The sequence below is a fragment of the Microbulbifer magnicolonia genome (genome assembly GCF_035117725.1).
In the GTDB taxonomy this organism is placed as follows: domain Bacteria; phylum Pseudomonadota; class Gammaproteobacteria; order Pseudomonadales; family Cellvibrionaceae; genus Microbulbifer; species Microbulbifer magnicolonia.
Map to the genome: position 1 here is coordinate 261,805 of NZ_JAYEFD010000001.1, position 22,636 is coordinate 284,440.

At 62.4% G+C, this 22,636-nt stretch carries 20 protein-coding genes and 3 tRNA genes; 16 read left to right on the forward strand and 7 right to left on the reverse strand.

Features of this window, described 5'->3' with window-relative positions; translation table 11 throughout:
* The first annotated feature begins 37 nt into the window (after window positions 1–37).
* Window positions 38–670, forward strand: a complete 633-nt coding sequence (locus RRF64_RS01205; RefSeq protein ID WP_323844005.1) for a malonic semialdehyde reductase — start codon at window positions 38–40, stop codon at window positions 668–670.
* A gap of 101 nt (window positions 671–771) precedes the next feature.
* On the opposite strand, the gene RRF64_RS01210 is transcribed toward RRF64_RS01205, so the two are convergent.
* The 4 genes from RRF64_RS01210 to RRF64_RS01225 all read right to left on the reverse strand — a co-directional run bounded on the left by RRF64_RS01210 (window position 772) and on the right by RRF64_RS01225 (window position 3,713).
* Window positions 772–1,224 (reverse strand): DUF2269 domain-containing protein, encoded by a 453-nt coding sequence (locus tag RRF64_RS01210; RefSeq protein WP_323844006.1) that lies wholly within the window; start codon window positions 1,222–1,224, stop codon window positions 772–774.
* Window positions 1,221–2,384 carry a saccharopine dehydrogenase NADP-binding domain-containing protein gene (locus RRF64_RS01215; RefSeq protein ID WP_323844007.1) on the reverse strand — a complete coding sequence of 388 codons (1,164 nt, stop codon included), beginning with the start codon at window positions 2,382–2,384 and terminating at the stop codon, window positions 1,221–1,223. The genes RRF64_RS01210 and RRF64_RS01215 overlap by 4 nt, the downstream gene beginning before the upstream one ends.
* A gap of 68 nt (window positions 2,385–2,452) precedes the next feature.
* Window positions 2,453–3,181 carry a UDP-2,3-diacylglucosamine diphosphatase gene (locus RRF64_RS01220; protein WP_323844008.1) on the reverse strand — a complete coding sequence of 243 codons (729 nt, stop codon included), beginning with the start codon at window positions 3,179–3,181 and terminating at the stop codon, window positions 2,453–2,455.
* 22 nt (window positions 3,182–3,203) lie between these two features.
* Entirely contained in the window at window positions 3,204–3,713 is a 510-nt protein-coding gene (locus RRF64_RS01225; protein ID WP_323844009.1) for a peptidylprolyl isomerase, read from the reverse strand.
* A gap of 238 nt (window positions 3,714–3,951) precedes the next feature.
* Between RRF64_RS01225 and RRF64_RS01230 the strand changes: the two genes are divergently transcribed.
* From RRF64_RS01230 to RRF64_RS01280, 11 genes are all read left to right on the forward strand, one after another.
* A complete protein-coding gene (locus tag RRF64_RS01230) occupies window positions 3,952–5,625 on the forward strand; it encodes a glutamine--tRNA ligase/YqeY domain fusion protein (RefSeq protein WP_323844010.1) in 1,674 nt (557 codons plus the stop codon).
* Window positions 5,626–5,755: 130 nt separating this feature from the next.
* On the forward strand, window positions 5,756–7,129 hold the full coding sequence (cysS, locus tag RRF64_RS01235; protein WP_323844011.1) for a cysteine--tRNA ligase: 1,374 nt from the start codon (window positions 5,756–5,758) through the stop codon (window positions 7,127–7,129).
* A gap of 227 nt (window positions 7,130–7,356) precedes the next feature.
* Complete coding sequence (locus tag RRF64_RS01240) at window positions 7,357–7,545, forward strand: DUF3012 domain-containing protein (RefSeq protein WP_323844012.1); 189 nt, start codon at window positions 7,357–7,359, stop codon at window positions 7,543–7,545.
* A 15-nt stretch (window positions 7,546–7,560) separates the two neighbouring features.
* Window positions 7,561–8,988 (forward strand): Wadjet anti-phage system protein JetA family protein, encoded by a 1,428-nt coding sequence (locus RRF64_RS01245; protein WP_323844013.1) that lies wholly within the window; start codon window positions 7,561–7,563, stop codon window positions 8,986–8,988.
* A gap of 131 nt (window positions 8,989–9,119) precedes the next feature.
* Window positions 9,120–9,830: a DUF4194 domain-containing protein gene (locus RRF64_RS01250; protein ID WP_323844014.1), complete on the forward strand. Its 711-nt coding sequence runs from the start codon at window positions 9,120–9,122 to the stop codon at window positions 9,828–9,830.
* Between the two features lie 160 nt (window positions 9,831–9,990).
* A complete protein-coding gene (locus tag RRF64_RS01255) occupies window positions 9,991–13,635 on the forward strand; it encodes an ATP-binding protein (protein ID WP_323844015.1) in 3,645 nt (1,214 codons plus the stop codon).
* A 226-nt stretch (window positions 13,636–13,861) separates the two neighbouring features.
* Window positions 13,862–15,076 carry a Wadjet anti-phage system protein JetD domain-containing protein gene (locus RRF64_RS01260; RefSeq protein ID WP_323844016.1) on the forward strand — a complete coding sequence of 405 codons (1,215 nt, stop codon included), beginning with the start codon at window positions 13,862–13,864 and terminating at the stop codon, window positions 15,074–15,076.
* A gap of 123 nt (window positions 15,077–15,199) precedes the next feature.
* On the forward strand, window positions 15,200–15,661 hold the full coding sequence (locus RRF64_RS01265) for a hypothetical protein (RefSeq protein ID WP_323844017.1): 462 nt from the start codon (window positions 15,200–15,202) through the stop codon (window positions 15,659–15,661).
* A 167-nt stretch (window positions 15,662–15,828) separates the two neighbouring features.
* Window positions 15,829–16,317 (forward strand): GAF domain-containing protein, encoded by a 489-nt coding sequence (locus tag RRF64_RS01270; protein WP_323844018.1) that lies wholly within the window; start codon window positions 15,829–15,831, stop codon window positions 16,315–16,317.
* Window positions 16,318–16,331: 14 nt separating this feature from the next.
* Window positions 16,332–17,078 carry a methyltransferase domain-containing protein gene (locus tag RRF64_RS01275; protein ID WP_323844019.1) on the forward strand — a complete coding sequence of 249 codons (747 nt, stop codon included), beginning with the start codon at window positions 16,332–16,334 and terminating at the stop codon, window positions 17,076–17,078.
* A 132-nt stretch (window positions 17,079–17,210) separates the two neighbouring features.
* Complete coding sequence (locus tag RRF64_RS01280) at window positions 17,211–17,666, forward strand: Rho GTPase-activating protein (protein ID WP_323844020.1); 456 nt, start codon at window positions 17,211–17,213, stop codon at window positions 17,664–17,666.
* A 154-nt stretch (window positions 17,667–17,820) separates the two neighbouring features.
* Here RRF64_RS01280 and RRF64_RS01285 read toward each other — a convergent pair whose 3' ends face one another.
* The 3 genes from RRF64_RS01285 to folD all read right to left on the reverse strand — a co-directional run bounded on the left by RRF64_RS01285 (window position 17,821) and on the right by folD (window position 20,494).
* Window positions 17,821–18,831: a class I SAM-dependent methyltransferase gene (locus RRF64_RS01285; RefSeq protein WP_323844021.1), complete on the reverse strand. Its 1,011-nt coding sequence runs from the start codon at window positions 18,829–18,831 to the stop codon at window positions 17,821–17,823.
* A 5-nt stretch (window positions 18,832–18,836) separates the two neighbouring features.
* Window positions 18,837–19,529, reverse strand: a complete 693-nt coding sequence (gene rsuA / locus RRF64_RS01290) for a 16S rRNA pseudouridine(516) synthase RsuA (protein WP_323844022.1) — start codon at window positions 19,527–19,529, stop codon at window positions 18,837–18,839.
* A 116-nt stretch (window positions 19,530–19,645) separates the two neighbouring features.
* Window positions 19,646–20,494: a bifunctional methylenetetrahydrofolate dehydrogenase/methenyltetrahydrofolate cyclohydrolase FolD gene (gene folD, locus RRF64_RS01295; protein WP_323844023.1), complete on the reverse strand. Its 849-nt coding sequence runs from the start codon at window positions 20,492–20,494 to the stop codon at window positions 19,646–19,648.
* 379 nt (window positions 20,495–20,873) lie between these two features.
* Between folD and RRF64_RS01300 the strand changes: the two genes are divergently transcribed.
* From RRF64_RS01300 to cysC, 4 genes are all read left to right on the forward strand, one after another.
* Window positions 20,874–20,950 (forward strand) — tRNA-Pro (locus tag RRF64_RS01300).
* 20 nt (window positions 20,951–20,970) lie between these two features.
* Window positions 20,971–21,047: transfer RNA gene (locus RRF64_RS01305), tRNA-Arg, on the forward strand.
* A 211-nt stretch (window positions 21,048–21,258) separates the two neighbouring features.
* A tRNA-His gene (locus tag RRF64_RS01310) sits at window positions 21,259–21,334 on the forward strand.
* A 201-nt stretch (window positions 21,335–21,535) separates the two neighbouring features.
* Entirely contained in the window at window positions 21,536–22,159 is a 624-nt protein-coding gene (gene cysC / locus RRF64_RS01315; RefSeq protein ID WP_323844024.1) for an adenylyl-sulfate kinase, read from the forward strand.
* Window positions 22,160–22,636: the final 477 nt, after the last annotated feature.

Genomic DNA, 22,636 nt, shown 5'->3' on the forward strand with positions numbered 1-22,636 from the left:
GCGAGGCGATTCACGGTATCCACGCGAGGAGATCGATATGGGCGCAGTACTTTCCCCTGAGGCACTGGACCAGCTGTTCCGCCAGGCCAGGACCCACAGTCACTGGCTGGACAAGCCGGTGAGCGACGAGACCTTGACGCAGCTTTACGACCTGATGAAGTTCGGGCCGACCAGTGCCAATTGCTGCCCGGCGCGCATCGTCTTTATCAGGACGAAGGAGGGCAAGGAAAGGCTGCGCCCGGCACTGAACGAGGGCAATGTGGACAAGACCATGGCCGCGCCGGTTACGGCGATCATTGCCCACGATATGAAGTTCTTCGAGTATCTGCCCAAATTGTTTCCGCATGCGCCGGCGCGGGATTGGTACGTCGACAACTCCGAGCTGGCCGCCGCCACCGCCATCCGCAACGGCTCTCTGCAGGGTGGCTACTTTATTCTCGCCGCGCGTGCGCTGGGTCTGGATTGCGGCCCCATGTCCGGCTTCGACAACGCGATGGTCGACCACGAATTTTTCAGCGAGAAGGGCAGCGCCCCGGCGTTCCAGCAGGAGCACTGCCCCGACAGCCATATCAAGGCGAATTTTCTCTGTAACCTCGGCTACGGCGATCCGAAAATGCTGCACCCGCGCGGCCCCCGGTTCGATTTCGATGAGGTGTGCAAGATCCTCTGACGGATGCTTGCCGCGGCGCGCTGTTGCCCGCGGTGGCGAGGGGCAAGGGGGGGGTAAATAGGCAGATAGAAAGGCCGATAGAAAGGCGGATAGAAAGGCGGCTAGATGACCGGTTTCGCCACCATCAGAAATACGATCGCGATCATCAGCGGCAGGGCCGCCGCGCCGAGCGCACACCAGATCCGCATAGTGCGCAGAATTTCCTGTGCGCTGGATTCGTGCGCCTGCTGGCGCAGGCGGTACTGCAGGAAAATGACCGGCAGCCAAAGCAGAAAGACTACCAGGGTCAGCACTATAGCCAATTGCAGCCAGAGTTGCTGTAACCAGGCGGGGTTGAGCGCGAGCATCCCGGCGGCGCTGGCCAGCAGTGCGACGATGGCGCTGCATGTGAAGATCCAGTCGGCCGCCACTGTCTCAGCGCTGATCCAGCGCAGTACCTGCAGATTGCCGGACAGCCATCCCCGCAACGTATACCAGGCGATACCGATTCCCGTGCCCAGAACCACCATGGCGCTGAGAACGTGCAGCGCCTTGAGGGCCAGATACAGGCTCATGGGCTGAGGGCCAATGTCTGCGCGTCGGATGGCTGCGGCCCCAGGCGCTCCATCGCCGTGACCACCGAGTAGGGGGCCAGTTCGGCGAGTATTTCGTCGACCGTCAGCAGCTGCCAGCAGGCGCGCGCGCCCACGGCGCGCCAGTCGCCCCGCAGATATTTCCTGGCCAGGGCCGCCGCCGGCGCCGCCGGAATCCAGGGGCCGTCGCCGTTGAGGCCGAGAATCTGCCATTGCAGAGAGGCCGCTTCGCCGCGCTGATTTTCGCCGTCGGCGCGGACCAGCATGCCGCCGTGGCTGCTGCCGCCGGGCCAGTGGGCGGCGAGTTTGTGGCCGAGGCGGGCGAGTCGCGGATTGGTGGCGGGCAGGCTCAGCCGCGCCAGGTGGGCGCAGAGCGCCAGCCCGGTCTGCAGTGTGCGCGGCTGCAGGCCGGTGGCGAAGCGCGCGCTGTGCAGTTGCGGCAGTTCGCGCGGACACAGTTCCAGGTCCGGCACGTCGAAATCGCACAGCCAGCGCTCACCGACCGGGTGCGCGAAGCTGACGCGGCGGAGGTGGTTGCCGGCAAAGGACTCGCGCCAGGTGCCGTTCTGCAATAGCGGGAAGCCCTCACCGAGGGACTCGAAGCCGGAGCGCACCGTCGCCAGGCCGCGGACGATACGGTGTGCCGGCGCTATGGCGATATCCACCGCGTGCAGGGTGGGCAGTTCCCGCTGCATCTCCTTCAATACGGCAGAGCTGAGGGCCGGCAGGCTGCTGGCGCCGGCGACCATGGTGATGCCGGCGGCTTGCGCGGCGGGGGAGAGGCGGTGGAAGTCGCACACGTAGCGGCGCGCGTCGGCAATATCGATATAGGGCGTGCCGGACGCGATGCAGGCGCGGGCGACGCCATAGTCCTGCTGTTGCTGGAAGGGGCCCGCGCAGTGAATAAGCAGGTCCAGGTGCAGCGCCTTCAGCTGGCCCGCCAGGTTGATCGCGTCGCGCTCCAGGCGCAGGCCCTCGGCGAGCCCCGGGAGCCTGGATGCGCAGAGCTCGGCCCTGAACTTGTCGTGCCCGGCAATGATCAGCTGCAGGTCCGGTTCACTGCTGAGCATCTGCGCGATGCGCGCGCCGAAATTGCCGTAACCGCCGAGTATCAGTACGCGTTTCTTGAGGTTCTTGACCATTTGCAGCGCCTCATTCCCTTGTCGCTGTCACATGTTCGGTGCGCGTTGCGCGCCCTGTCTGACGACTCCTAGGATGCAATGGGCCAGTGAATGAGTTCAAGCGAATCTTTATCCGCCTTGACGCACCAGCCCCGCTCGCCCCAGTCGCCGAGCACTATGCGTTCCGCCGGTTCGCCGTCGACGGTCAGCTGGTGGCGGGCGGGTCTGTGGGTGTGGCCGTGGACCAGCAGGCGCACACCGTGCTCGCGCATGACCCTTTCCACTTCCTCCGGCGTCACGTCCATGATGTCCTCCGCCTTGCGGCTGGCCATGGACTTGGACACGGCGCGGATCTGCGCGGCGATGGCGCGGCGCTCTTCAAGCGATTTGGCCAGCAGTGCCCGCTGCCAGTGGGGATCGCGGGCCTGCTGGCGGAAGGCCAGGTATTCCCGGTCCCGGGTGCAGAGCGTGTCGCCGTGCATCAGCAGCACCCTGTGGCCGGCGAGGGTAACGGTGCTCGGATCCTGCAGCAGCACGGCGCCGGTGCGGTGGGCGAAGTCCTGGCCGAGCAGGAAGTCGCGGTTGCCGTGCATCAGATACAGTTCCGCACCGCTGCCGCTGTAGCGACTCAGTTCCCGCGCCACCTCGGCGGCCAGCGGCGCATCGTCGTCATCGCCAATCCAGACCTCGAAGAAGTCGCCGAGGATATACAGGGCTTCGGCGCCGGCGGCGGGACCGCGCAGGAAGTCGAAGAAGGCCCGGGTGATGTCCGGGCGGCTCTCGTCGAGGTGCAGATCGGAGATGATATAGGTGGACAATGTTCCGGCCTTGGCTTCCGTATTACTTGTCAGAATAGGCGTCGGAGACAGTCACGCCGGTGATCTCGATGGTCTCCTGCGGCACGTCCTGGTGGAAGCTCTTGCTGCCGGTCTTCACGCTCTTGATCTTGTTGACCGTGTCCATGCCCTCGACGACCTTGCCGAACACACAGTAGCCCCAGCCCTGCGAGTCCTTGCTGCGGAAGTTCAGGAAGTCGTTGTCCTTCACGTTGATGAAGAACTGGGAGCTGGCGGAGTGCGGGTCCATGGTGCGGGCCATCGCCAGGGTGCCGGTGTCGTTCTTCAGGCCGTTGTCCGCTTCGTTCTCGATCGGCTCGCGGGTCTGCTTCTGCTCCATGTCCGGCGTCATGCCGCCGCCCTGGATCATGAAGTTGTCGATCACCCGGTGAAAGATGGTGCCGGTGTAGAAGCCGTCGCGGCAGTACTGCAGGAAGTTGGCCGCAGTCTTGGGGGCCTTGTCGAAGTCCAGTTCGATGACGATATCGCCGTGAGTTGTGTGCAGGGTGATCATAAAATGTCCTAGCGGGGTGAATTAGGGCCGGCATAATACCTTGTAGTCACTGGCTATAAAACGGCAGTGCGGTCGCCATGTCGACGCTGCTCAAAAATTGAGCTTTTGGCGCGGTAAGTCTCCGCTGCAAAACCGATATTCTGCATCGCAACTGCGCTATAATCCGCCGCTTAACAAATTCCGTAGGAATGGAAGGGTGCCCCTTTCATTCCCAGCCGCAGCTGTAACAGAGAATCCTATGACATCCGAGAGCAAGCCCGCTCACTTTTTGCAGAACATCATTCGCGAAGACCTGGCTGAGGGCAAGGTGTCCCAGCTGGCCACCCGCTTTCCGCCGGAGCCGAACGGTTACCTGCATATCGGCCACGCCAAGTCCATCTGCCTCAACTTCGGCCTGGCGCAGGAGTTCGGCGGCACCTGCAACCTGCGTTTCGACGACACCAACCCGGCCAAGGAAGAGGAAGAATATGTCGACGCGATCAAGCGCGACGTCTCCTGGCTGGGCTTCGACTGGAACGGTGAGGCCAGATACACCTCGGATTACTTCGACCAGCTGCACGACTGGGCGCTGCACCTGATCCGGGAGGGCAAGGCCTACGTCTGCCACCTGTCGCCGGAAGAGGCGCGCCACTATCGCGGCACCCTGACCGAGCCGGGCCGCAACAGCCCCTACCGGGACCGCTCGGTGGAGGAGAACCTGGCGCTGTTCGAGCAGATGAGAAACGGCGAGATGGAGGAGGGCGAGTGCAGCCTGCGCGCCAAGATCGACATGGCCGCGCCGAACATCAACCTGCGCGACCCGATCATCTACCGCATCAAGAAGATGGCCCACCACCAGACCGGCGACAAGTGGTGCATCTACCCGAGCTACGACTTCGCCCACGGCCAGTCCGATGCCATCGAGGGCATCAGCCACTCCATCTGCACCCTGGAGTTCGAGGACCACAGGCCGCTGTACGATTGGTTTATCGACAACCTGCCGGTGCCGTCGCGCCCGCGCCAGTACGAGTTCGCGCGCCTGAACCTGAACTACACCGTGGTTTCCAAGCGCAAGCTGAAGCAGCTGGTGGACGAGGGCCACGTGGACGGCTGGGACGACCCGCGCATGCCGACCCTGTCCGGCCAGCGCCGCCGCGGCGTGCCGCCGGCGGCCATCCGCAACTTCTGCGAGATGATCGGCGTGACCCGCTCCGACTCCGTCGTCGACGTCGGCATGCTGGAATACTGCATCCGCGACGAACTGGACAAGAAGGCCCCGCGCGCCATGTGCGTGATGGAGCCGCTCAAGGTCACCCTGAGTAACTACCCCGAGGGCCGGGAGGAAATGCTGAGCGCGCCCGGCCACCCGGTGCGCGACGATCTGCCGGTGCGGGAACTGCCGTTCACCCGCACCCTCTATATCGAGCAGGAGGACTTCCGCGAGGAGGCCAACAAGAAGTACAAGCGCCTGGTGCTGGGCAAGAAAGTGCGACTGCGCAACGCCTACGTGATTCAGGCGGACGAGGTGGTGAAGAACGATGCCGGCGAAATTGTCGAGATCATCTGTTCCGTGGACCTGGACACGCTCGGTAAAGACCCGGCAGACGGCGTCAAGCCGAAGGGCGTGATTCACTGGGTGTCGGCCGACAAGCATGTGGACTGCGAGGTGCGCCTCTACGACCGGCTGTTCAGCGACCCGGCGCCGGATGCCGGCGGCAAGAATTTCCTCGACTTTGTGAATCCGGAGAATCTGCAGATTCTCGAGGGCTGCAAAGCTGAAATCGGCCTGGCGCAGGCGGAGCCGGAGCACAGCTACCAGTTCGAGCGCAACGGCTATTTCTGCCGCGACAGCAAGTACGGCAGCGCCGAGAAGCCGGTGTTCAACCGCACCATCGGCCTGCGCGACTCCTGGGCCAAGGAGCAGGACAAGTAATCGACCCGAACGGTGCGCACGGCGCACCCTACGGTGCGGTGTGCCGTGCGCATCGAAAACCGTAGGGTGCGCCGTGCGCACCAAATAGAACGAATGTAGGAGCGGCCCTTGGCCGCGAAAAACTGAAGTTATGGCTCTACAGCTCTACAACACTTTTTCCGGACAAAAAGAACCCTTTAAACCACTGGTAGAAAACCGCGTGCGCATGTACGTATGCGGCCCCACCGTCTACAACCGCGTGCATATCGGCAACGCGCGCCCAGTAGTGGTTTTCGATACCCTCTACCGTCTGCTGAAGCGGAACTTCAGCGATGTGATCTACGCGCGCAATATCACCGACATCGACGACAAGATCATGAAGGCCGCGCGCGAGAACGGCGAAGAGATCGGCGTTCTGTCGGCGCGCTTCGCCGAGGCCTATTTCGAGGATATGGCCGCGCTCAACAATCTCGAGCCGGATGTCATTCCGTACGCGACCCAGCACCTGCCGGAGATGATCGACATGATCGAGCGGCTGCTGGAGAAGGGGCACGCCTACGCGGCCGAGGGTCACGTGCTGTTCGCGGTGGACTCGATGCCCGATTACGGCAAGCTGTCCAAGCGCTCCCTCGACGACATGCTCGCCGGCGCGCGCGTGGAAGTGGCGCCCTACAAGAAATATGCGGGCGACTTCGTGCTGTGGAAACCCTCGAAGGAAGACGAGCCCGGCTGGGACAGCCCCTGGGGTCGCGGCCGCCCCGGCTGGCACCTGGAGTGCTCGGCCATGATCAAGAAGCACCTGGGCGATACCATCGACATCCACGGCGGCGGCCGTGACCTGACCTTCCCGCACCACGAAAACGAGCGGGCGCAGAGCTGCTGCGCCAATGGCGTCGACTTCGTGCGCTACTGGATGCACAACGGTTACGTCAATATCGAAGGCGAGAAGATGTCCAAATCCCTGGGCAACTTCCGCATGGTCAACGACCTGCTCAAGCAGTATCCGGGCGAGGTGCTGCGCTTTGCGCTGCTGTCCGCCCACTACCGCTCCGAGCTGAACTTCAGCGCCGACCTGCTGGATCAGGCCCAACGCAGTCTCGACTCGCTATATGGTGCGCTGCGGGAAGCGGAGTCCGTCGCGGCGGCGGGGGTAGATCTCAGTGGTTCCGCCTTTATGGCGGCGCTCGAGGACGACCTGAATACGCCGATCGCGATCAGCGAGCTGCACCAGATCGCGAAGGATCTGAACAAGGCAGAGGCCGCCGACAAGGCGCACCTGAAAGGCATGTTGCTGCAGGCCGGCGAGATGCTCGGCATACTGCAGCAGGATCCCGAGACCTGGTTCCAGCAGGCCCGCGGCGGCGAGTCCATCTCCGCCGAGGAAATAGAACAGCTGATCGCCGAGCGGACGCAGAGCAAGAAAGACAGAAACTTCGCCCGCGCCGACGAGATCCGCGAGGAGCTGAAGGCCAAGGGCGTGGTGCTGGAAGACAGCCGCGAAGGTACGAAGTGGCGCAGAGAGTAATCGCTTCACTCCCTCTCCCCTTGGGGAGAGGGCTGGGGAGAGGGGAGCCGCCGATGCCCCCTCTCCCGAACCCCCTCCCCCCCCCCCCCCCCCCCCCCCCCCCCCCCCCCCCCCCCCCCCCCCCCCCCCCCCCCCCCCCCCCCCCCCCCGCCGATGCCCCCTCTCCCTAACCCTCTCCCCAGAGGGGAGAGGGGACAGGTCCCACGAGTTAACAAGAAAATAAAATCATGAAGAAATTATTTGTCCTCATCACTGCAATTTTCGCCCTGCTGACCCTCACCGCCTGCGAGCCCAAACGCGGCTCGGAGAAGTGGTGCAAGAAAATGGACGAAACCCCCAAGGGCGAGTGGACCCTGAACGACGCCAGCGACTACACCAAGTACTGCGTGTTCAAGCAGAAGCCGGAAGAAGAATAAGCGGAACCGACGCCGTTGTTCTTCGCCGATTCCTATCAGCATTTCTTCCGCCCGCTCACCGGTAAATACCGCGAACAGGTGGTGGAATGCCTGCGCCTGCTGTACGAGCGCCTGTACACCGCCAAGGCGGATTACGGCGAATCCCTGGCGCGCGAGCAGATTCTGGAAATTTTTGCCGAGGCACTGACCCGCGCGCCGCAGCTGGACAGCGACGACAGCAGTGCCGAGCCCGAAGGCCGTTTCAGAAATCTGCGCGAGCAGGCGGTATGGGTGCTGAACAGCCTGGTGGAGTTCGGCTGGCTGGAAAAGCAAGTGGACAGCGCCACGCTTTCTGCCACCTATCCCTTCAGCCGCCGCGGCCGCCTGTTCACCCAGCCATTGGTGGAGGTGAACAGCACCCGCGTGCGCACCCGCCACCGCAATACCCGCAATACCCTGAACGCGCTGGAAGCATTCGCCAGTCGCGGAGAAGTGCACGATCTGATCGATGCCTGGGAGTATTCCGAGCGCATCGTGGCCGACTTCACCGACATGATCGCCGAGCTGGAAGAGCGCAAGCGCGAAATGGTGCGTGAGGTGGAGGCGCAGCTGCTGGTACAGCAGGCCACCGATGAATTCTTCTCCTTTATGGAAAGCCGCTTTCAGCCGGACCTGGCCATCCGCCTGTCCGCCGACAGCGTGGAGAAGCACCGGGATTCCATCGGTCGGGTAATTGCGCGAATCCGTCGCAAGGAGAAAGAACTCAAGGCCGAGTGGGAAAAGCGACTGCGCCAGTTGCTGCCGGAGCTGGTGGAAGAGGGGCGCTCGCTGCTGTGGCTGATGCTGGATACCATCGAGGACCGCATGCGCCGCGCCTGCGAGGTCAAGCTGCCTGCGCTGCGCCGCGCGCTGCAGGGCTTCACCAAGCGCGCCGATATCATCATCCGCCAGCTCAGCTACCTGCACAACCAATCCGAGGGCGAGTTTGCCGACCTGTGCCAGCGGCTCGGCGACAGCGCGGAAAAATCTGCATTGCTCCAGCGTCTCGGTGACGAGCTGGGCGGATTTCAGCTGCGCCTGTTCGACCCGAAACAGACCCAGCTGTGGCAGCGCAGCCGCCGCCAGCCGGTCAACACCCGGGTCGAGGAAGAGGCGCCGCTGGGGGAGGAAAACCGTCGGGAAATCGTGCTGCAGCAGTTGCTGGACCAGGCCTTCAACTTCAACAGCGGGCACCTGCGCGACTACCTGCAGAAGGCGCTCGGCAGCGGCCGGCGCATCAACAGCCGCGACTTGCCCTTGGCTGACGCCCGCGACCTGCTGGCGATGAGCCATATGCTGGAGGCGGCGGCAGTCAACCAGAGCGGCGCTGCCGCCGTGCAGGTGGAATTCACCGGGGCAATGGCCAGCAACGACTATTTTGCCCAGTTCGACGAATACATCCTGGAACTGAAAGAAAGTGACTGAACAGATCCTGGAGTCGTCCGTAGGGTGCGCGGTGCGCACCGGGCGGTGCCAGGCTCTACCTATCTCGGGTTGGTGCGCACGGCGCACCCTACGGGATGGACAGAAACCATTATTTGTAGAGAAGCAAGAACGTGATTGAACAGGCCTTGGAAGAAGCGCTGGCCGAATGCCGCCTGACGCGCGGGGAATTTTCCGAGCTGCTGGTGCGCCTGTTGGACTACGGGGTCATCTGCCGCGATGAGAGCCAGGTGGAAACGGTGCTTTACGATCGCTTCCAGCGCTGCGAGCAATTGATTCGCGAGTGGCTGGCACCGCTGGGTCTGCGTCTGCAGCACGACAGCCGCTTTCAGTTTATCCGCGTCTACCCGCCTGGTGCGGAGGTGCCCGGAATGCCCGACCAGGAAGAACCGCACCACGGCGGTTTCCGCGCGCGCCTGACCCAGCAGGAGGTGGCTGCGATTCTCGTCTTGCGCATCGAGTATGACAAGGCGCTGCGGGAGGGGCAGGTGGACGAAAGCGGATACGCGGCCCTATCCCTCGAGGCGCTGGAGCTGGGCCTGCGCAACCTGCTGAAAATGTCACTGCCGGACAAACTGGCGGAGCGCAAGAACCTGCTGAAGAAGTTGCGCCAGCTGCGGCTGGTGCAGTTCACCGGTGAGGACACGGAGTCGGTCGCGGAGATCTGGCTGCGGGTGCGCCCGACCATCGCCCAATTTGTCGGCGAGGAAGCACTGCAGCAACTGCTCGACGGGCAGCCGCAGGAAGAACAAGAGGAAGACCCCGGGCAGCGTATAACTCCGGAAAGTGAAGATCACAGCCTCTTTGTAAAAGCCGAGGCGTAGCGCATAACGGTGATGCGCAGGGGCTGCTGGTGGGAAGGGGTTGCGGGACTGTCGGCCGGAGGGATCCGGCCGACAAGCCTACAGGGACGTATTCACGGCGCGTCCCGCAACCCCTTCCCGCCAGTAGGTCCGCCCGGCACCATAACGAAGCAAGAATAAAATGTTTCTGAAAAAACTGATCCTGATCAACTGGGGCAACATCCCCCACCTGGAATACGAGTTCGGCCCCATCAACCTGTTTTCGGGTGGCAATGGTTCCGGCAAGACCACGGCCGCGGATGCCATACAGACGCTGATGACCGCGGCGCACGACACGCTGTTCACTTTCAACCCGGGCCAGGACGAAACCACCCAGCGCGGCCGCGGCGGCAAGCAGGTGCGCACGCTCGCGTCCTACGTGCTGGGTTGTGATGACGGCAGCTACGCGCGCCTGCAGCCCACCGACTGCTATATCGCCGGCGTCTTCTATCCCACTGCCGGCGAGGACAGCGACCCCTTCACCTCGGTCATGGCCATACGCGCACACCTGGATAGCAGCAGCAAACCGGCGCAGGCACGCCAGGACGATCTGCGCTTCTTTATCTTCCCCGGCGAGCAGCTCGCCATCGGCGACTTTATCCGCGAGTACAAGGACGGCAAGCACCTGCTGCCACTGGACAAGTTCTACGCGGTGCTCGGCAAACAATTCGAGAAGGTCGAGCAGTACGACAAGAAAAAGGCCTACCTGCGCCGCCTCTACGGCGCCCTGCGCGGTCGCCGCGATGCGGTGCCGGACCGCGAGGCGATGCATGCGGCGCGCACCTTTGCCAATTTCATGGCCTACAAGCCGGTAAAGAGCATCAACGATTTTGTTGCCCAGGAGGTGCTGGAGAAGCGCGATCTGGGCGATGCGATCCGCTCGGTTTCGGAGTTGATGAAGACCATCCACGCGATGGAGCTCGAGGCGCGCCAGATCGTCGAGCGGGTCTCAGCGCTCGAGCAGATTGCCCAGTCCGCCGACCTCTACCGCGAGCAGTGGATGCAGCTGCGGGAGCAGCAATATCTGCAGGCGCGCCACCGCCAGCTGCGTGTACAGAAGACGTATCTCGCCGGCAAGAACAGCCAGCAGCAGCTGCGCGCAGAGCTGCAGAGCAACGAGCGCGAGACGCGCGTTGCAGTCGAGCGGACAGAGCAGCTCAACCAGCAGCTGGTGGAGCTGCAGGCGCAGCGCCTCGGCATCGACGCGCTGCGCAGCAAGGACCAGCTGGAGCAGCGTATTGGCAACGCCCACCGGCAGCTGTCCGAGCAGGGCGGCCCGCTGGCCACCCAGGAGCGATACTGGCAGCGCAATCGCAGCGCCGCCGAAGAACTATTGGGGCTGCTGAACGGCACCGCCGCAGAGCTGGAAGTTCCCGCGCTGCGCGACAGGGCGCTGGTGCAGACGATCAAACAGGTCGCCCGCGAGGAGGACCTGCCGGATCTGCACAAGCTGCTGGGCAAGGACTGGATCGACCTGGCCGCACTGGAACCGCTGCGCGAGCGGGCGGGGAGCAGCGAAGTGCTGCACAACCGGCTCCACACGTCGCTGACAGGCGCGGAGCCCGGTGAAGCCGCACCGGGCGAAAGCAAGAGTCTGCGCGAGCAGATCGAACAACAGGTGTCGCGCTGGGAGCTGAAAGTACAGCAATTGCAGAAGCAGTTGCACACGCAGGAGAGCCGCATTCAGCACCTGCAGGCCAACCGGGTGCGCTATCCGCAGTCTGTGGAGCAGGCGCTGGCGGCGATTCGCGAACAGTGCCCCCAGGCCGAGCCGCGGGTGCTGTGCGATTATGTCGAGGTGCTGGACGAGCGCTGGCAGATGGCGGTAGAGGGCTATCTCGGCGGGGCGCGCTTCTCGATCATCGTCGAGCCGGAATACGAGGCGGCCGCCATTCGCATAGTGCGCAACCTGCCGGGTCGCAGCAACCGGGCGCGGGTGATCCAGGGGGACAAGGCCCGTCGCGATGCGGAGCGGGCCTCACTGCCGAGGGAATCCATCGTCGAGCTGATGGAGTTCAATCACAAGACGGCTGAGTACTACATGCGCGCCTCTTACGGCTCGGTGGTGCAGGTGCGCGACGAACAGGAACTGCGCGGCACCCGCCGCGGCCTCACCGCCGACGGTATGGCCAGCGGCAACTACAGCATGTGGCGCTGCGATATCGACGATGCCGAACTGGTGTTCGGCCAGGGCGCCCGCGCGCGCGCGCTGGCGGCCCAGCAGCAGGCGCTGGAACAGTTGCTGGCCGAAGCCACCCAGATCAATGCGCAGTATCAGCTCTATCGCCGTGTCGCGGCTGCGGTACGCGATCTGACGCCACTCCGACTGCTGCCGGTGGTGGATGCCGCCCTGGCCGCCCAGCGCGAATGGCGCAGTGCCGAGCAGGCGCTGGAAAACCTCGACCTCGCGGATTGCGAGCAGCTGGAGCAGCAGGTGGCGGATCTGCGGACGCAACTGCAGGCGCAGCAGAAAATCCAGTCCGGCCTGCTGCACGAGGCGGGCAAGCTGGAGCGCGATCTGGAGAATACCGGCAAGCAGCTGAAGGCGCTGTCCGCAGAACTGGATACCCTGGACGAGGCGCTCAGCGATTGCGAGGCCGCGGTGCGGCGCATCGCGCAGATTGCGCCGGACTACGATGCGGAGAAAATTCTCGAGCAGGCGGACGCGCAGGCGGAGCGTGCCGGCGACAGTTTCGATTTCGGCGCCGACATCGAGGAGTGGCAGGGGCGGCTGGAAAAATACTGTCGCCAGCTGGACAGGTCCGTCATGGAGTACAACGCCAGCTGTGCCGCCGGCGATACCCTGGCGTTCGAGCCGGATCTTGGCGCGGGCCACGACGAGGCCCTGTTCAAGCTGGTGTGCGGCCTGCGCGACCAGGTGGAGGCGCTGCGCAACCGCCTGAAAAACAATCTGCTGGTGGACCGCCACGAGCAGCTGCTGGGCCTGAAGAAGTCCTTTAACACCACCTTCGTCACTCATCTCTGCCACGCGATCTACCAGTCCATCAACGACGGCAAGCGCGTGCTCGACGACCTGAACAAGGAGCTGGAGCACCACCGCTTCGGCGCCGATCGCGAGCGCTTCCGCTTTGCCTACAGCTGGGTACCGGAGTTCCGCGAATACTGGAATTTCTTCAAGGCCGTGATCGAACTGCCGAATCTGGGCGAGGAGGAGAGCCTGTTCGATGCGCAGCTCAACCCCGCGCAGCAGCAGGTGCGGGACAGGCTGCTGAACATGCTGCTCAGTGATGACGAGCAGGTCGCGCGGCGCGAACTGGATCGCATCAGCGACTACCGCAATTACCGCAACTACGAGATCTTCAAGGAGCCGGAAGGCAAGGAGCCGATCGCGCTCAGCCAGTACGGCACCGGTTCCGGCGGTCAGCTGGAGACCCCGGCGTACATCATCCGCTCGGCCGCGGTGACCTCGGCCTTCCGCTTCAATGAGGGCAGCAGCCATCTGCAGATGGTGCTGGTGGACGAAGCCTTCTCGAAGATGGATGAGTCCCGCTCGAAAGAGGTGATCCGCTACCTGACGGAAACCCTCGGCCTGCAGTTGCTGTTCATCATGCCGAGCAGCAAGTCGGGCCCGTTTATGGACCTGATCTCGAACCAGTTTGTGTTCAGCAAGTGCCCGAGTGCGCAGCCGGTCGGCCAGCTCAATACCCGCGTCTATGTGGACCGCAAGGTGTGCAACCGCGAGAAGATCGCCGAACTCTGGGCCAACCACCGCCGCACCATTCGCCAGCAGGCGACGCTGGACTTTATGGAACTGGTCGAGAGTTAATAGGTGGGCTTCCAATATGTGTTGTTCCGAATGACACGTTAAATTGGTCGTCATGCCGGCGCAGGCCGGTATCCAGTGGGGTGGCGCTGGACTCCGGCCTGCGCCGCTATGGCGAAAATGCTTTGTAGGAGCGGCCCGTGGCCGCGATTGATGTGGCTATTGGCAGAGACCGATCGCGGCCATGGGCCGCTCCTACAAGGGGTGCAAACAAGAATGGGGGAAGCGTATGGCGCGGCAACTACCCGAGTGGGCTGCGGCAAACCCGGTGATTATGGGGCTGCTGAAGTTTGTGCTGGAGAAGCGCAACAGGCAGATTCTCACCGGCGATGAAAAGCAGATTTCCATCACCCTGAACCCGCAAAATCCCCCTCGTGCATTGCGCGCCGCGCTGGAGCCATTTAATGATCCCGACTACGAGGACAGCCTGCTCTGGGACGAACTAAAGTGGCTGGCGAACGAATATCGCTGTTTCACCATCAAGCTGCCGGGTCGCCGCTCTGCGGGCCGTGCCCCCTGGGAAGGGGCTCGGCTCGAGTTTGACGATACCCGTGAGACGATGATCCGCGAGTGGCTAGACAGACCGCGGCCCCAGCGGGTGGACCCGCAGTGGCAAGCGGCACTGAACCGGTTCACGGTGCTTTTCGAAAACGTCGATGCTTTTCCGCGGGGCGGCCTGACGCTGGATCCCGGCTTCGATAATTTCGAACAGTTGTTGGGCTGCTGGGCCTCCATTGGTGAGGAACTGGAGCGCTCCGGCAATCTGACCTGGCGCCAGTTGTCGGCGCGCTGCTTTCTCGGTGACTCTAAATATCTGGATGGTGGCTGGCGCCAGTCCCTGGTATCTGCGCTCTTCCCGTCGAAAAGTGACAGGGTCCGCGAGAGGCCGCTCCTGATGCACCTGTATCTGCCGGAGCGCACGGAGCAGGTACTGCTGATCGAGAATCAGGACAGCTTCCTGTGGATCGCGGACCTGGCCCCCAAATTCACGGCGTTGGTGTATATCGAGGGCTACCGTGGCGGCGCTGCGCGGGTCCGCGCGCCCGGGATCGCCCGTTTCAGCACCCTGAACGACATGCGGAAGGAGGCGCGGCGGGACTTTCTGCAGTGGTGGCAAGGGCAGGCGTCCCGGGAGCTGCCGGTGTACTTCTGGGGGGATTTGGATCACGAGGGCATGCATATTGCTGCCGCCTTGCGGCGCAGCTTCGAAGAGCTCTCGTGCTGGCGGCCGGGGTATCAACCGCTACTCGAAAGGCTGCGCCGCGGCGGCGGTCACCTGCCGCAGCAGGCCGGCAAGGAGAGACAAAAGGCAATACAGACGACGGGATGTGCCTATGCGGACGACACTCTGATTCCCGCGTTGACGGAATCGGGGCGCAGCGTGGACCAGGAGGCGCTGACCGCCGAACAGCTACGAGCCAGATTGCAATACACCCAGCTGTGAATTGACCAGGGCTTCGCAGTCAGTTTTCTGTATTGCATTTTATGCGCAGGTTCTCGGAAGATGGGGCTAGTTTGCTGTAAAAATCATTCTTTGCTCAATAAAGGGAATTTTCCGGAGATCGCTATGCGTCAGTTTTCCATTCTGGTCATCTTCGTTTTGGCCTTTGGCGGTGCCGCTGTGTTGTACGAAAAGGAGAGTCGTAAAGTCAAAGGGGTGCTCACCCAGATTACCGAGCTGCAGGCGCAGATGGGCGATCTGCAGGCGGAAGTCAATCGCCTCAACGGCGAGTTGGAGGCGGTCAAGTTGGCAGGGCGACGCCAACCCAACCTGAAGACAATGGCCAGCCGGATCCGCAGCGACGAACCTGCAGCCGTGACTGGCAAGACGCAAGCGCGCATGGTGGAAACCGGAAAGTCCCGCCAGCTAATAGCGTCGGATGTAACGGCCGCGCCGCCGGCCATACACGGTCGCGGTGATGACGAGCAGGCGGATGATGGCGAGTGGAACCGGCCGACGGTCGACGCGGAGCAGTATCAAGCGGACGGTACCGGCGCTGAACAGCCGGTCGCGGATCCCTACCAGTAAGGTTTGGCTCCCACATGGCAATAACTATTGCATGCCGCGACTTGAATCCGGGCTGAAAACCCCCAGAATGTCCGCAGTATGGCGCACAGCGCCGCGGACGTTAGGGGTTTTGTCGTTTGGAACCGGCATAATCCGAGAGCATTAGCCGGTACGGAGCCGATCTACCCATGTCATTAAACAAGTTTTACTCTTCTCTGAGCGAGCAACTCGCGGGACTGTTGAGCGGAGAGCGCGATTGGTTGGCCAACACGGCCAATGCCAGCGCGCTGCTGTTTATGGAGCTCGCGGACATCAACTGGGCGGGGTTCTACTTTCTGCAAGGCGACGAGCTGCGCCTCGGGCCCTTCCAGGGCAAGCCGGCCTGTACCCGCATCCCGGTGGGAGCCGGTGTCTGTGGCACGGCCGTGGCTAGCGGGGAATCCCAGCTGGTTGAGGATGTACACCAGTTTCCCGGTCATATCGCCTGCGATGCGGTCTCCGCTTCCGAGGTGGTGATCCCCCTATACGACGCTGGCGGGCGCTGTCTCGGCGTACTGGATATCGACAGTCCCACCGTCGCCCGCTTTACCGCCGAGGACCTCGCCGGTCTGCAGGAATTCGCCCGGGTGCTGTTGAACTGCTCCGAAATTCCCCCCGTCATTCCCCATAGCTATTAAAGGCCCAGAGGGCGATGGCGCTGCTGTGGCAGAAGCGGATGGGCGGCAGCCTCTACCAGGTGCGCAGCCACGGCGCCAGTGTGCGCCTGTACAGCAATGGTGTCTTTCACTCGCAGTGGAACTCCCGCGATCCGTTAAAGGGCTCGCTGTGGGAGCTGCTGCTGTTGCCCGCCTTTTTCCTGCCGGAACACCGGATCAGATCGGTGCTCTTGCTGGGTGTGGGTGGCGGGGCGCTGATTCGCCTGCTGCAGCAGTTTTTCCAGCCAGACAGGATTGTCGGCGTGGATCTGGACGCGACCCATTTGCGAATTGCGCGCAAATACTTCGGCGTGCGCGACGCCGAGCTGGTGTGTGCCGATGCCGATAGCTTTGTTTCTTCCCAATTGGATTCAGGCGAATCCGTTTCCTTCGATCTGATTGTCGACGACCTTTTTGGCCACGGGACCGGCGAGCCGGAGCGCACAGTCGCGGCAGACCGGCCTTGGTGCGAGAAGCTGCTGCGGCTTCTGCACAGTGACGGCTTGCTGGTGAGCAATTTCGCCAGCCGGCGTGAACTGCTCAGCAGTGGCTGGCGCGACCAGAGGGTACGCGCACAACTGCGCGATTGCTGGACCGGGGACCTGCCGGGCTATGATAACTCTGTGCTGGCGGTCAGCAGACAGTCGCTGTCGCTGGCCGATCTGGCGGCGCGGGCGCCGGACAAGATCAATCCCCGCAACCCCTTCCGCCGCTTGGACTGCCGCCTGCGGCGACTGCCCTGATCCCCCAATCCCAGACTCCCAAAATCCGGGCTGCCCAAATCCGGGCTATAAGGTGCGCCACTACCGGTTGGCGCCCGTTGACACTGCGTGTCTATACTGAAAAAAAGCATTTGTTTTCCTCAGGACCGGTCGATGCGCTACAAAACTGTGGAGGATGTGATCCAGGAAGGGCGAGATTTTCACGCCAAGTTGGCGCGGCAGTACGGCGAATATGAACAGTTGGCCACCAACAAACGCATAGAGCTGCTGTTGGATCAACTGAAACGGCGCGAAGATTCGATGAAGCATTCATTGGAAAACTTTCGCGCCGATCTGACACCCGGCGCCCTGCATACCTGGGTCCAGTTCGCGCCCGAGGGGCGCGAGAAAGAATTCCTGCAGCGGCTGCGCAATATCGATATCGATGACCTGGACGAGATCGCCAAGCTGGCGATGGATATCGAAATCTATCTCGCGGACCAGTACCGGGATTTGGCGCAGGGAGCGGAAACGCCTTCCGCGCGCGACGCCTTCGAGCGGCTGCGACAGCTGGAGGAGCTGGAGGAGCACACGCTGTCGATGAATATCTTTAATCTGCGGGATTATTGACTTGATTACACAGTAAGGCGCTTGCTTGCAAGTGAACAGCGAAGCAGTTCTGATCTGTTCGCCTGTAAGCAGTCTCCTGCAGAGTCCCTCGTAGGGTACGCGGTGCGCACCAGAGGATACTTGAGCCCGTTCCTTTTGGTGCGCGCGGCGCACCCTACGGTGTGAGTTTGTAGACGCAGAAGCCTTGTTCGTGGGCGATCAACTGCACCTCCGAAAAATAGCTGCGCCCCTTCTTCGCCAGCGGGATAAATTCATTGACCACGAACAGCGCAATACCGGAGGGCTTCAGCAGACGTGCACTTTGCTGCAGAAAGCGGTCGGTGAGGTCTCCCTCCACCTGAAACCCCTGGTGAAAAGGCGGATTGCAAATCAGCAGGTCGGCAATGCGAGCCCCGAGCTCCGCGCCGGCATTGGAAGGTACCACGACGCCATCCAGTGCCAGCTCGCCAAAATTTTTACCGCAGGCGAGCAGTGCCGCCGCATTGTTGTCGGTCGCGGTAAAGGAAAAGCTTCCCCGCGCGGCCAGCTGTGTACACAGATAGCCGTAACCGCAGCCGAGATCGACCACGTGGGCGCCGTCTCCCGGCGCGTAGGGTGAAATTTGCTGCGCGAGCAGGGCGCTGCCGCGATCGATCTTATTCCAGCCGAACAGTCCGGGTTTGCTGTAGAGTCCGTTCAATTCCGGCAGCGGGCGCAGCTGCACGTAATTCTGGTCGTCGACGGTCTCGCCGCCGCGCCCTGTGTGCGTATTGATACTCGCATATTCGGTTCCGTGCTTCTGCAGCTGCTTGGCGCCGCCGAACCGCTGCGCCGCCTTGGCGGCGTAGGTCTTGATACCGCTCTGCTTGCCGCCGACGAGCACCAGCTCGCCGCCCTCGCCGAGAAATTCCGGGGCGAGGTTGATGATATGGTGCACGACCGCCTTTTCCTTGGAAACGGCGTAGACGATGCGGCGGTATTTGCGCTCCAGTTCCTCGAAATGGAAATCGCTGAAAAAACTGCGCCCGCATTTGTCTTCCGCCAGTTTGGCAATATCCCAGCGGTTGCTGAGCAGGTCGCCGCCGAAGGTAAATCCTTCCTCCAGCAGCGCCTTGCTGTTTTCGTCGGCGATCCATAGGGTTTCCCGCGGGGCGAATTGCAGTTCGTGGCAGAGTAGGGCGGACATGCTTCTTATCGTACCGAGGTAATTTCTTCCGGGGTCAGGGGGCGGTATTCCCCTTCCTCGAGATCTTCATCCAGCAGGATTTCGCCGATCCGTTCCCGGTGCAGCTCCAGAACCCGGTTGCCGAGCGCGGCAAACATACGTTTCACCTGGTGATAGCGACCCTCGCTGATGGTGATGCGCACCTCGTTGGCGAAGAGAATTTCCAGGTGCGCCGGCTTGGTTCTTTTCTTTTCGTTGTCGAGCCAGATGCCTTTGGCGAATTTGTTCACTGCATCTTCGCCGATTTTCTCGGCGAGATGGGCGTAGTAGGTCTTGTCGCAGTGGTGGCGGGGCGAAGTCACCTTGTGGGACCACTGGCCGTCGTCGGTCAGCAGCACCAGGCCAGTGGTGTCGATGTCCAGGCGCCCGGCGATATGCAGCTTGTACTTGTTGGGCTCGTCAATCAGGTCGAGCACCGTCGGGTGCTCGCTGTCCTTGGTGGCACTGACGTAGCCGAGGGGCTTGTGCAACATAAAGTAGCGCGGTCCCGGCTCCAGCAGCGGTTCGCCGTCCAGGCACAGGGTGTCTGTTTCCGCCACCTTGGCGCCCGGGTCGGTAACCACTGCGCCATTGACGGTAATGCGCTCCGCCTTGGCGGCGCGCTTGACGTCTGAGCGGGAGAGGTCGGTGACCTGGCTAACGGCTTTATCTAGGCGCATGGAATTTCCCTCTCCTCCGCAACTTTTGGCGAGGGAGCTCGAGTGCGGGTGATGACTGAAGCTTTTCGAAGTTTACTCCCTCTCCCCGTGGGGGAGAGGGTTGGGGAGAGGGGATACTAACCCCCAATCTTGCGCTCGCCCGAATCCACGGATTGGTAGATCAGCGTATTGATGGTCATGGGACCGACCCCTCCGGGCACTGGCGTGTAGGCAGCGACGCGGTCAACCAGCGGACCCAGTTCAATATCACCGACACCGCCGGGATGGTAGCCGGCATCTACGACTACGGCACCGTCCTTGATCCACTCGGCCTTGATGAATTCCGGCTTGCCCACGGCACCGACGATGATGTCCGCGCGACGGATGTGATCGGCCAGTTCCTTGGTGCGGGAGTGGCAGATGGTCACGGTGGCGTTGGCGTTCAGCAGCATCGCGGCCATCGGCTTGCCGAGGATCGGGCTGCGGCCAACGACGACGGCGTGCTTGCCGGCGATCTCGATCTTGTAGGCTTCCAGCAGGCGCATGATGCCTTTGGGGGTCGCACAGCCGTAGGCCTCTTCACCCATGGCCATGCGGCCGAAGCCGAGGCAGGTCACCCCGTCCACGTCCTTCTCCAAGGCGATGGCGTCGAAGCAGGCGCGCTCGTCGATCTGCGCCGGCACCGGGTGCTGCAGCAGTATGCCGTGCACATTGGGGTTGGCGTTCAGCTCTTCGATCTTGGCCAGCAGCTGCTCGGTGGTGGTTGACGCGGGCATCTCTACTTGCAGTGAATCCATGCCGACGCGACGGCAGGCGTTGCCCTTCATTTTTACGTAGGTGGCGGAGGCGGGGTCGTCGCCCACGAGGATGGTCGCCAGGATCGGCGTCTGGCCGCCGCTCTTTTCTTTCAGCGCGGCCACGCGGGCCGAGAGTTCCTCTTCCGTTTTCTGTGCCAGGGCTTTGCCGTCCAGAACCAGTGCAGACATAGGTGGTATCTCAAACAAAATGAATCTTGGGCTATGGCCGGAGGCGTTCTTCTGTAGGAGCGGCCGTTGGCCGCGATCAGACTTGCAGGTAGCCCCGCGAGATCGATCGCGGCCAACGGCCGCTCCTACGGTCAGTCCGTATATGACATCCGGCCCGGATTGCGAAGCGCGCTATTTTCTCACAGGCCGCGAATAATTTCCCTAGGTGGTCACAGCCCGCAAAAGGGGAGGCTAAACTACTGCAAAAAGAATAGCTTAGCGCCGTTGACTCCCTTGGGGGCTGTCAGTATTATGCGCGCTCTTCGCAAGGGAGGCGGCCTTCGGAACTGCGTAATGCAGCTGTTCGCGAGACGCGGCCCTGGTGATGGAATGAGTTTTGCGGGGCATAGCGCAGTCTGGTAGCGCGCCTGCTTTGGGAGCAGGATGTCGGGGGTTCGAATCCCTCTGCCCCGACCAGACATTTGCCGGGTTTCCTTGCGCCCGTAGCTCAGCTGGATAGAGCATCCGCCTTCTAAGCGGATGGTCGCAGGTTCGAGTCCTGCCGGGCGTGCCAAACTTTCGGGTAGGTGCGGTGTTTGGCAGCTCCGATCAATTCCGCTGCCGGCATTTAGACGCAGGACTATTCCGGCCGATCAGCATAGCTGATCGGCGCCAGAACGACCGCAAAGCGGTGCTTTGCAATCGGTCGCTCTGGCCCTGCCGGGCTTTGTGCCTGGGCGGGGTTCAGCGTTGCCACAGAACGCTGATTGCATAGCACTTTTATGGTGGCCGTAGCTCAGTCGGTAGAGCACAGGATTGTGGCTCCTGAGGTCGCGGGTTCGATCCCCGTCGGCCACCCCATTTTTCCGGTCCGCTCGACGGATCCCAGAAAGCCCGGCTTATGCCGGGCTTTTCTGTTTATGGGCTCAGATGCTCTAAGCGGGTGCTTTACGGTGCCGGCGGCATTGGCCGATAATAGGCGCCCGGTTTCTCCTATAGCTTTTGGTTATAAGAGCTGCCGGTAGAAGCAGAGAAACGAACAATGAGACTCGGGAGTATTCGGTGACCGTTACAGTTGAGCGCAAGGCGACGAATGTGCATTGGCATGAGGGGGATGTAACCCGCGAGCATCGGGCTAGTATCCTCGGCCACAAAGGCGTGACCCTTTGGTTTACCGGCCTGTCTGGCTCCGGTAAGAGCACCGTTGCCGTCGCCGTGGAAAAGGCGCTGGCGGCCCGCGGTGTGCTGAGCTACCGCCTGGACGGTGACAATATCCGCCTGGGAATCAATTCCAACCTCGGCTTTTCCGCCGAGGATCGCCAGGAGAATATTCGCCGTGTGGGCGAGATCTCCAAGCTCTTCGCCGATACCGGCGTGGTGGTGCTGAGCAGCTTTATCAGCCCCTACCGCGAAGACCGCGAGATGGTGCGCCGCATGCATCTCGAAGGCGACCTTCCGTACCTGGAAGTGTTTGTCGACTGCCCGCTGGAGGAGGCGGAATCCCGCGATCCCAAAGGCCTGTACAAGAAGGCCCGCGCCGGCGAAATCCGCGGTTTTACCGGTATCGACGACCCCTATGAGGCGCCGACTGCCCCCGAACTGCACCTGCGCACCGATCAGATGACCCTGGAAGAAGAGGTCGACACGATCATTGCCAATCTTCAGGCGCGCGGCATTATTGCCTGAATGCGCCCTCGGGCTCAGTAGGGTGCGCCGTGCGCACCAGCTGGGTCTGGGCGAAGCCTCCAAGGGCCTGGGCGAAGCCTCCAAACTTCCCGGTGCGCACGGCGCACCCTACGTCGCTGCCTCATTCATTGGGAGCCTGCCTCCGGATCGACTCCGGGGCAGGTTCTGCAGGCGACTCTCCAGGTTCGGGCCATCGCCTGCAGGGCAGGCTCCCACGGCTACACCGCCTTTCCATTCTGCCGTCGTGAACGGCCCGCCACAGTTCGTTGCCTATAGGTGTTGCTTCCGGCGCCATCTGTCGGCTGTCCCGTCGGTCCGTACATATACTCAGGCTGTGCTAAATAACGAAGTAGGCGGCTTGGGAGGCGAGTATGTCGACGTGGAGAGCACGGATTCTCTCTGGGGTATTACTAGCGATTGTGGCGTCCGCGGGGGTTGGCGCCTGGTACGGATATCAATCGCTGCCAAGACTTCCCG

Bases quoted from the DNA above. Each gene is read 5' to 3' on its own strand.
- RRF64_RS01205 (WP_323844005.1), top strand. From the start codon at position 38: ATGGGCGCAGTACTTTCCCCTGAGGCACTGGACCAGCTGTTCCGCCAG.
- RRF64_RS01210 (WP_323844006.1), bottom strand. From the start codon at position 1,224: ATGAGCCTGTATCTGGCCCTCAAGGCGCTGCACGTTCTCAGCGCCATG.
- RRF64_RS01215 (WP_323844007.1), bottom strand. From the start codon at position 2,384: ATGGTCAAGAACCTCAAGAAACGCGTACTGATACTCGGCGGTTACGGC.
- RRF64_RS01225 (WP_323844009.1), bottom strand. From the start codon at position 3,713: ATGATCACCCTGCACACAACTCACGGCGATATCGTCATCGAACTGGAC.
- RRF64_RS01230 (WP_323844010.1), top strand. From the start codon at position 3,952: ATGACATCCGAGAGCAAGCCCGCTCACTTTTTGCAGAACATCATTCGC.
- cysS (WP_323844011.1), top strand. From the start codon at position 5,756: ATGGCTCTACAGCTCTACAACACTTTTTCCGGACAAAAAGAACCCTTT.
- RRF64_RS01240 (WP_323844012.1), top strand. From the start codon at position 7,357: ATGAAGAAATTATTTGTCCTCATCACTGCAATTTTCGCCCTGCTGACC.
- RRF64_RS01255 (WP_323844015.1), top strand. From the start codon at position 9,991: ATGTTTCTGAAAAAACTGATCCTGATCAACTGGGGCAACATCCCCCAC.
- RRF64_RS01260 (WP_323844016.1), top strand. From the start codon at position 13,862: ATGGCGCGGCAACTACCCGAGTGGGCTGCGGCAAACCCGGTGATTATG.
- RRF64_RS01265 (WP_323844017.1), top strand. From the start codon at position 15,200: ATGCGTCAGTTTTCCATTCTGGTCATCTTCGTTTTGGCCTTTGGCGGT.
- RRF64_RS01270 (WP_323844018.1), top strand. From the start codon at position 15,829: ATGTCATTAAACAAGTTTTACTCTTCTCTGAGCGAGCAACTCGCGGGA.
- RRF64_RS01275 (WP_323844019.1), top strand. From the start codon at position 16,332: ATGGCGCTGCTGTGGCAGAAGCGGATGGGCGGCAGCCTCTACCAGGTG.
- RRF64_RS01280 (WP_323844020.1), top strand. From the start codon at position 17,211: ATGCGCTACAAAACTGTGGAGGATGTGATCCAGGAAGGGCGAGATTTT.
- RRF64_RS01285 (WP_323844021.1), bottom strand. From the start codon at position 18,831: ATGTCCGCCCTACTCTGCCACGAACTGCAATTCGCCCCGCGGGAAACC.
- rsuA (WP_323844022.1), bottom strand. From the start codon at position 19,529: ATGCGCCTAGATAAAGCCGTTAGCCAGGTCACCGACCTCTCCCGCTCA.
- folD (WP_323844023.1), bottom strand. From the start codon at position 20,494: ATGTCTGCACTGGTTCTGGACGGCAAAGCCCTGGCACAGAAAACGGAA.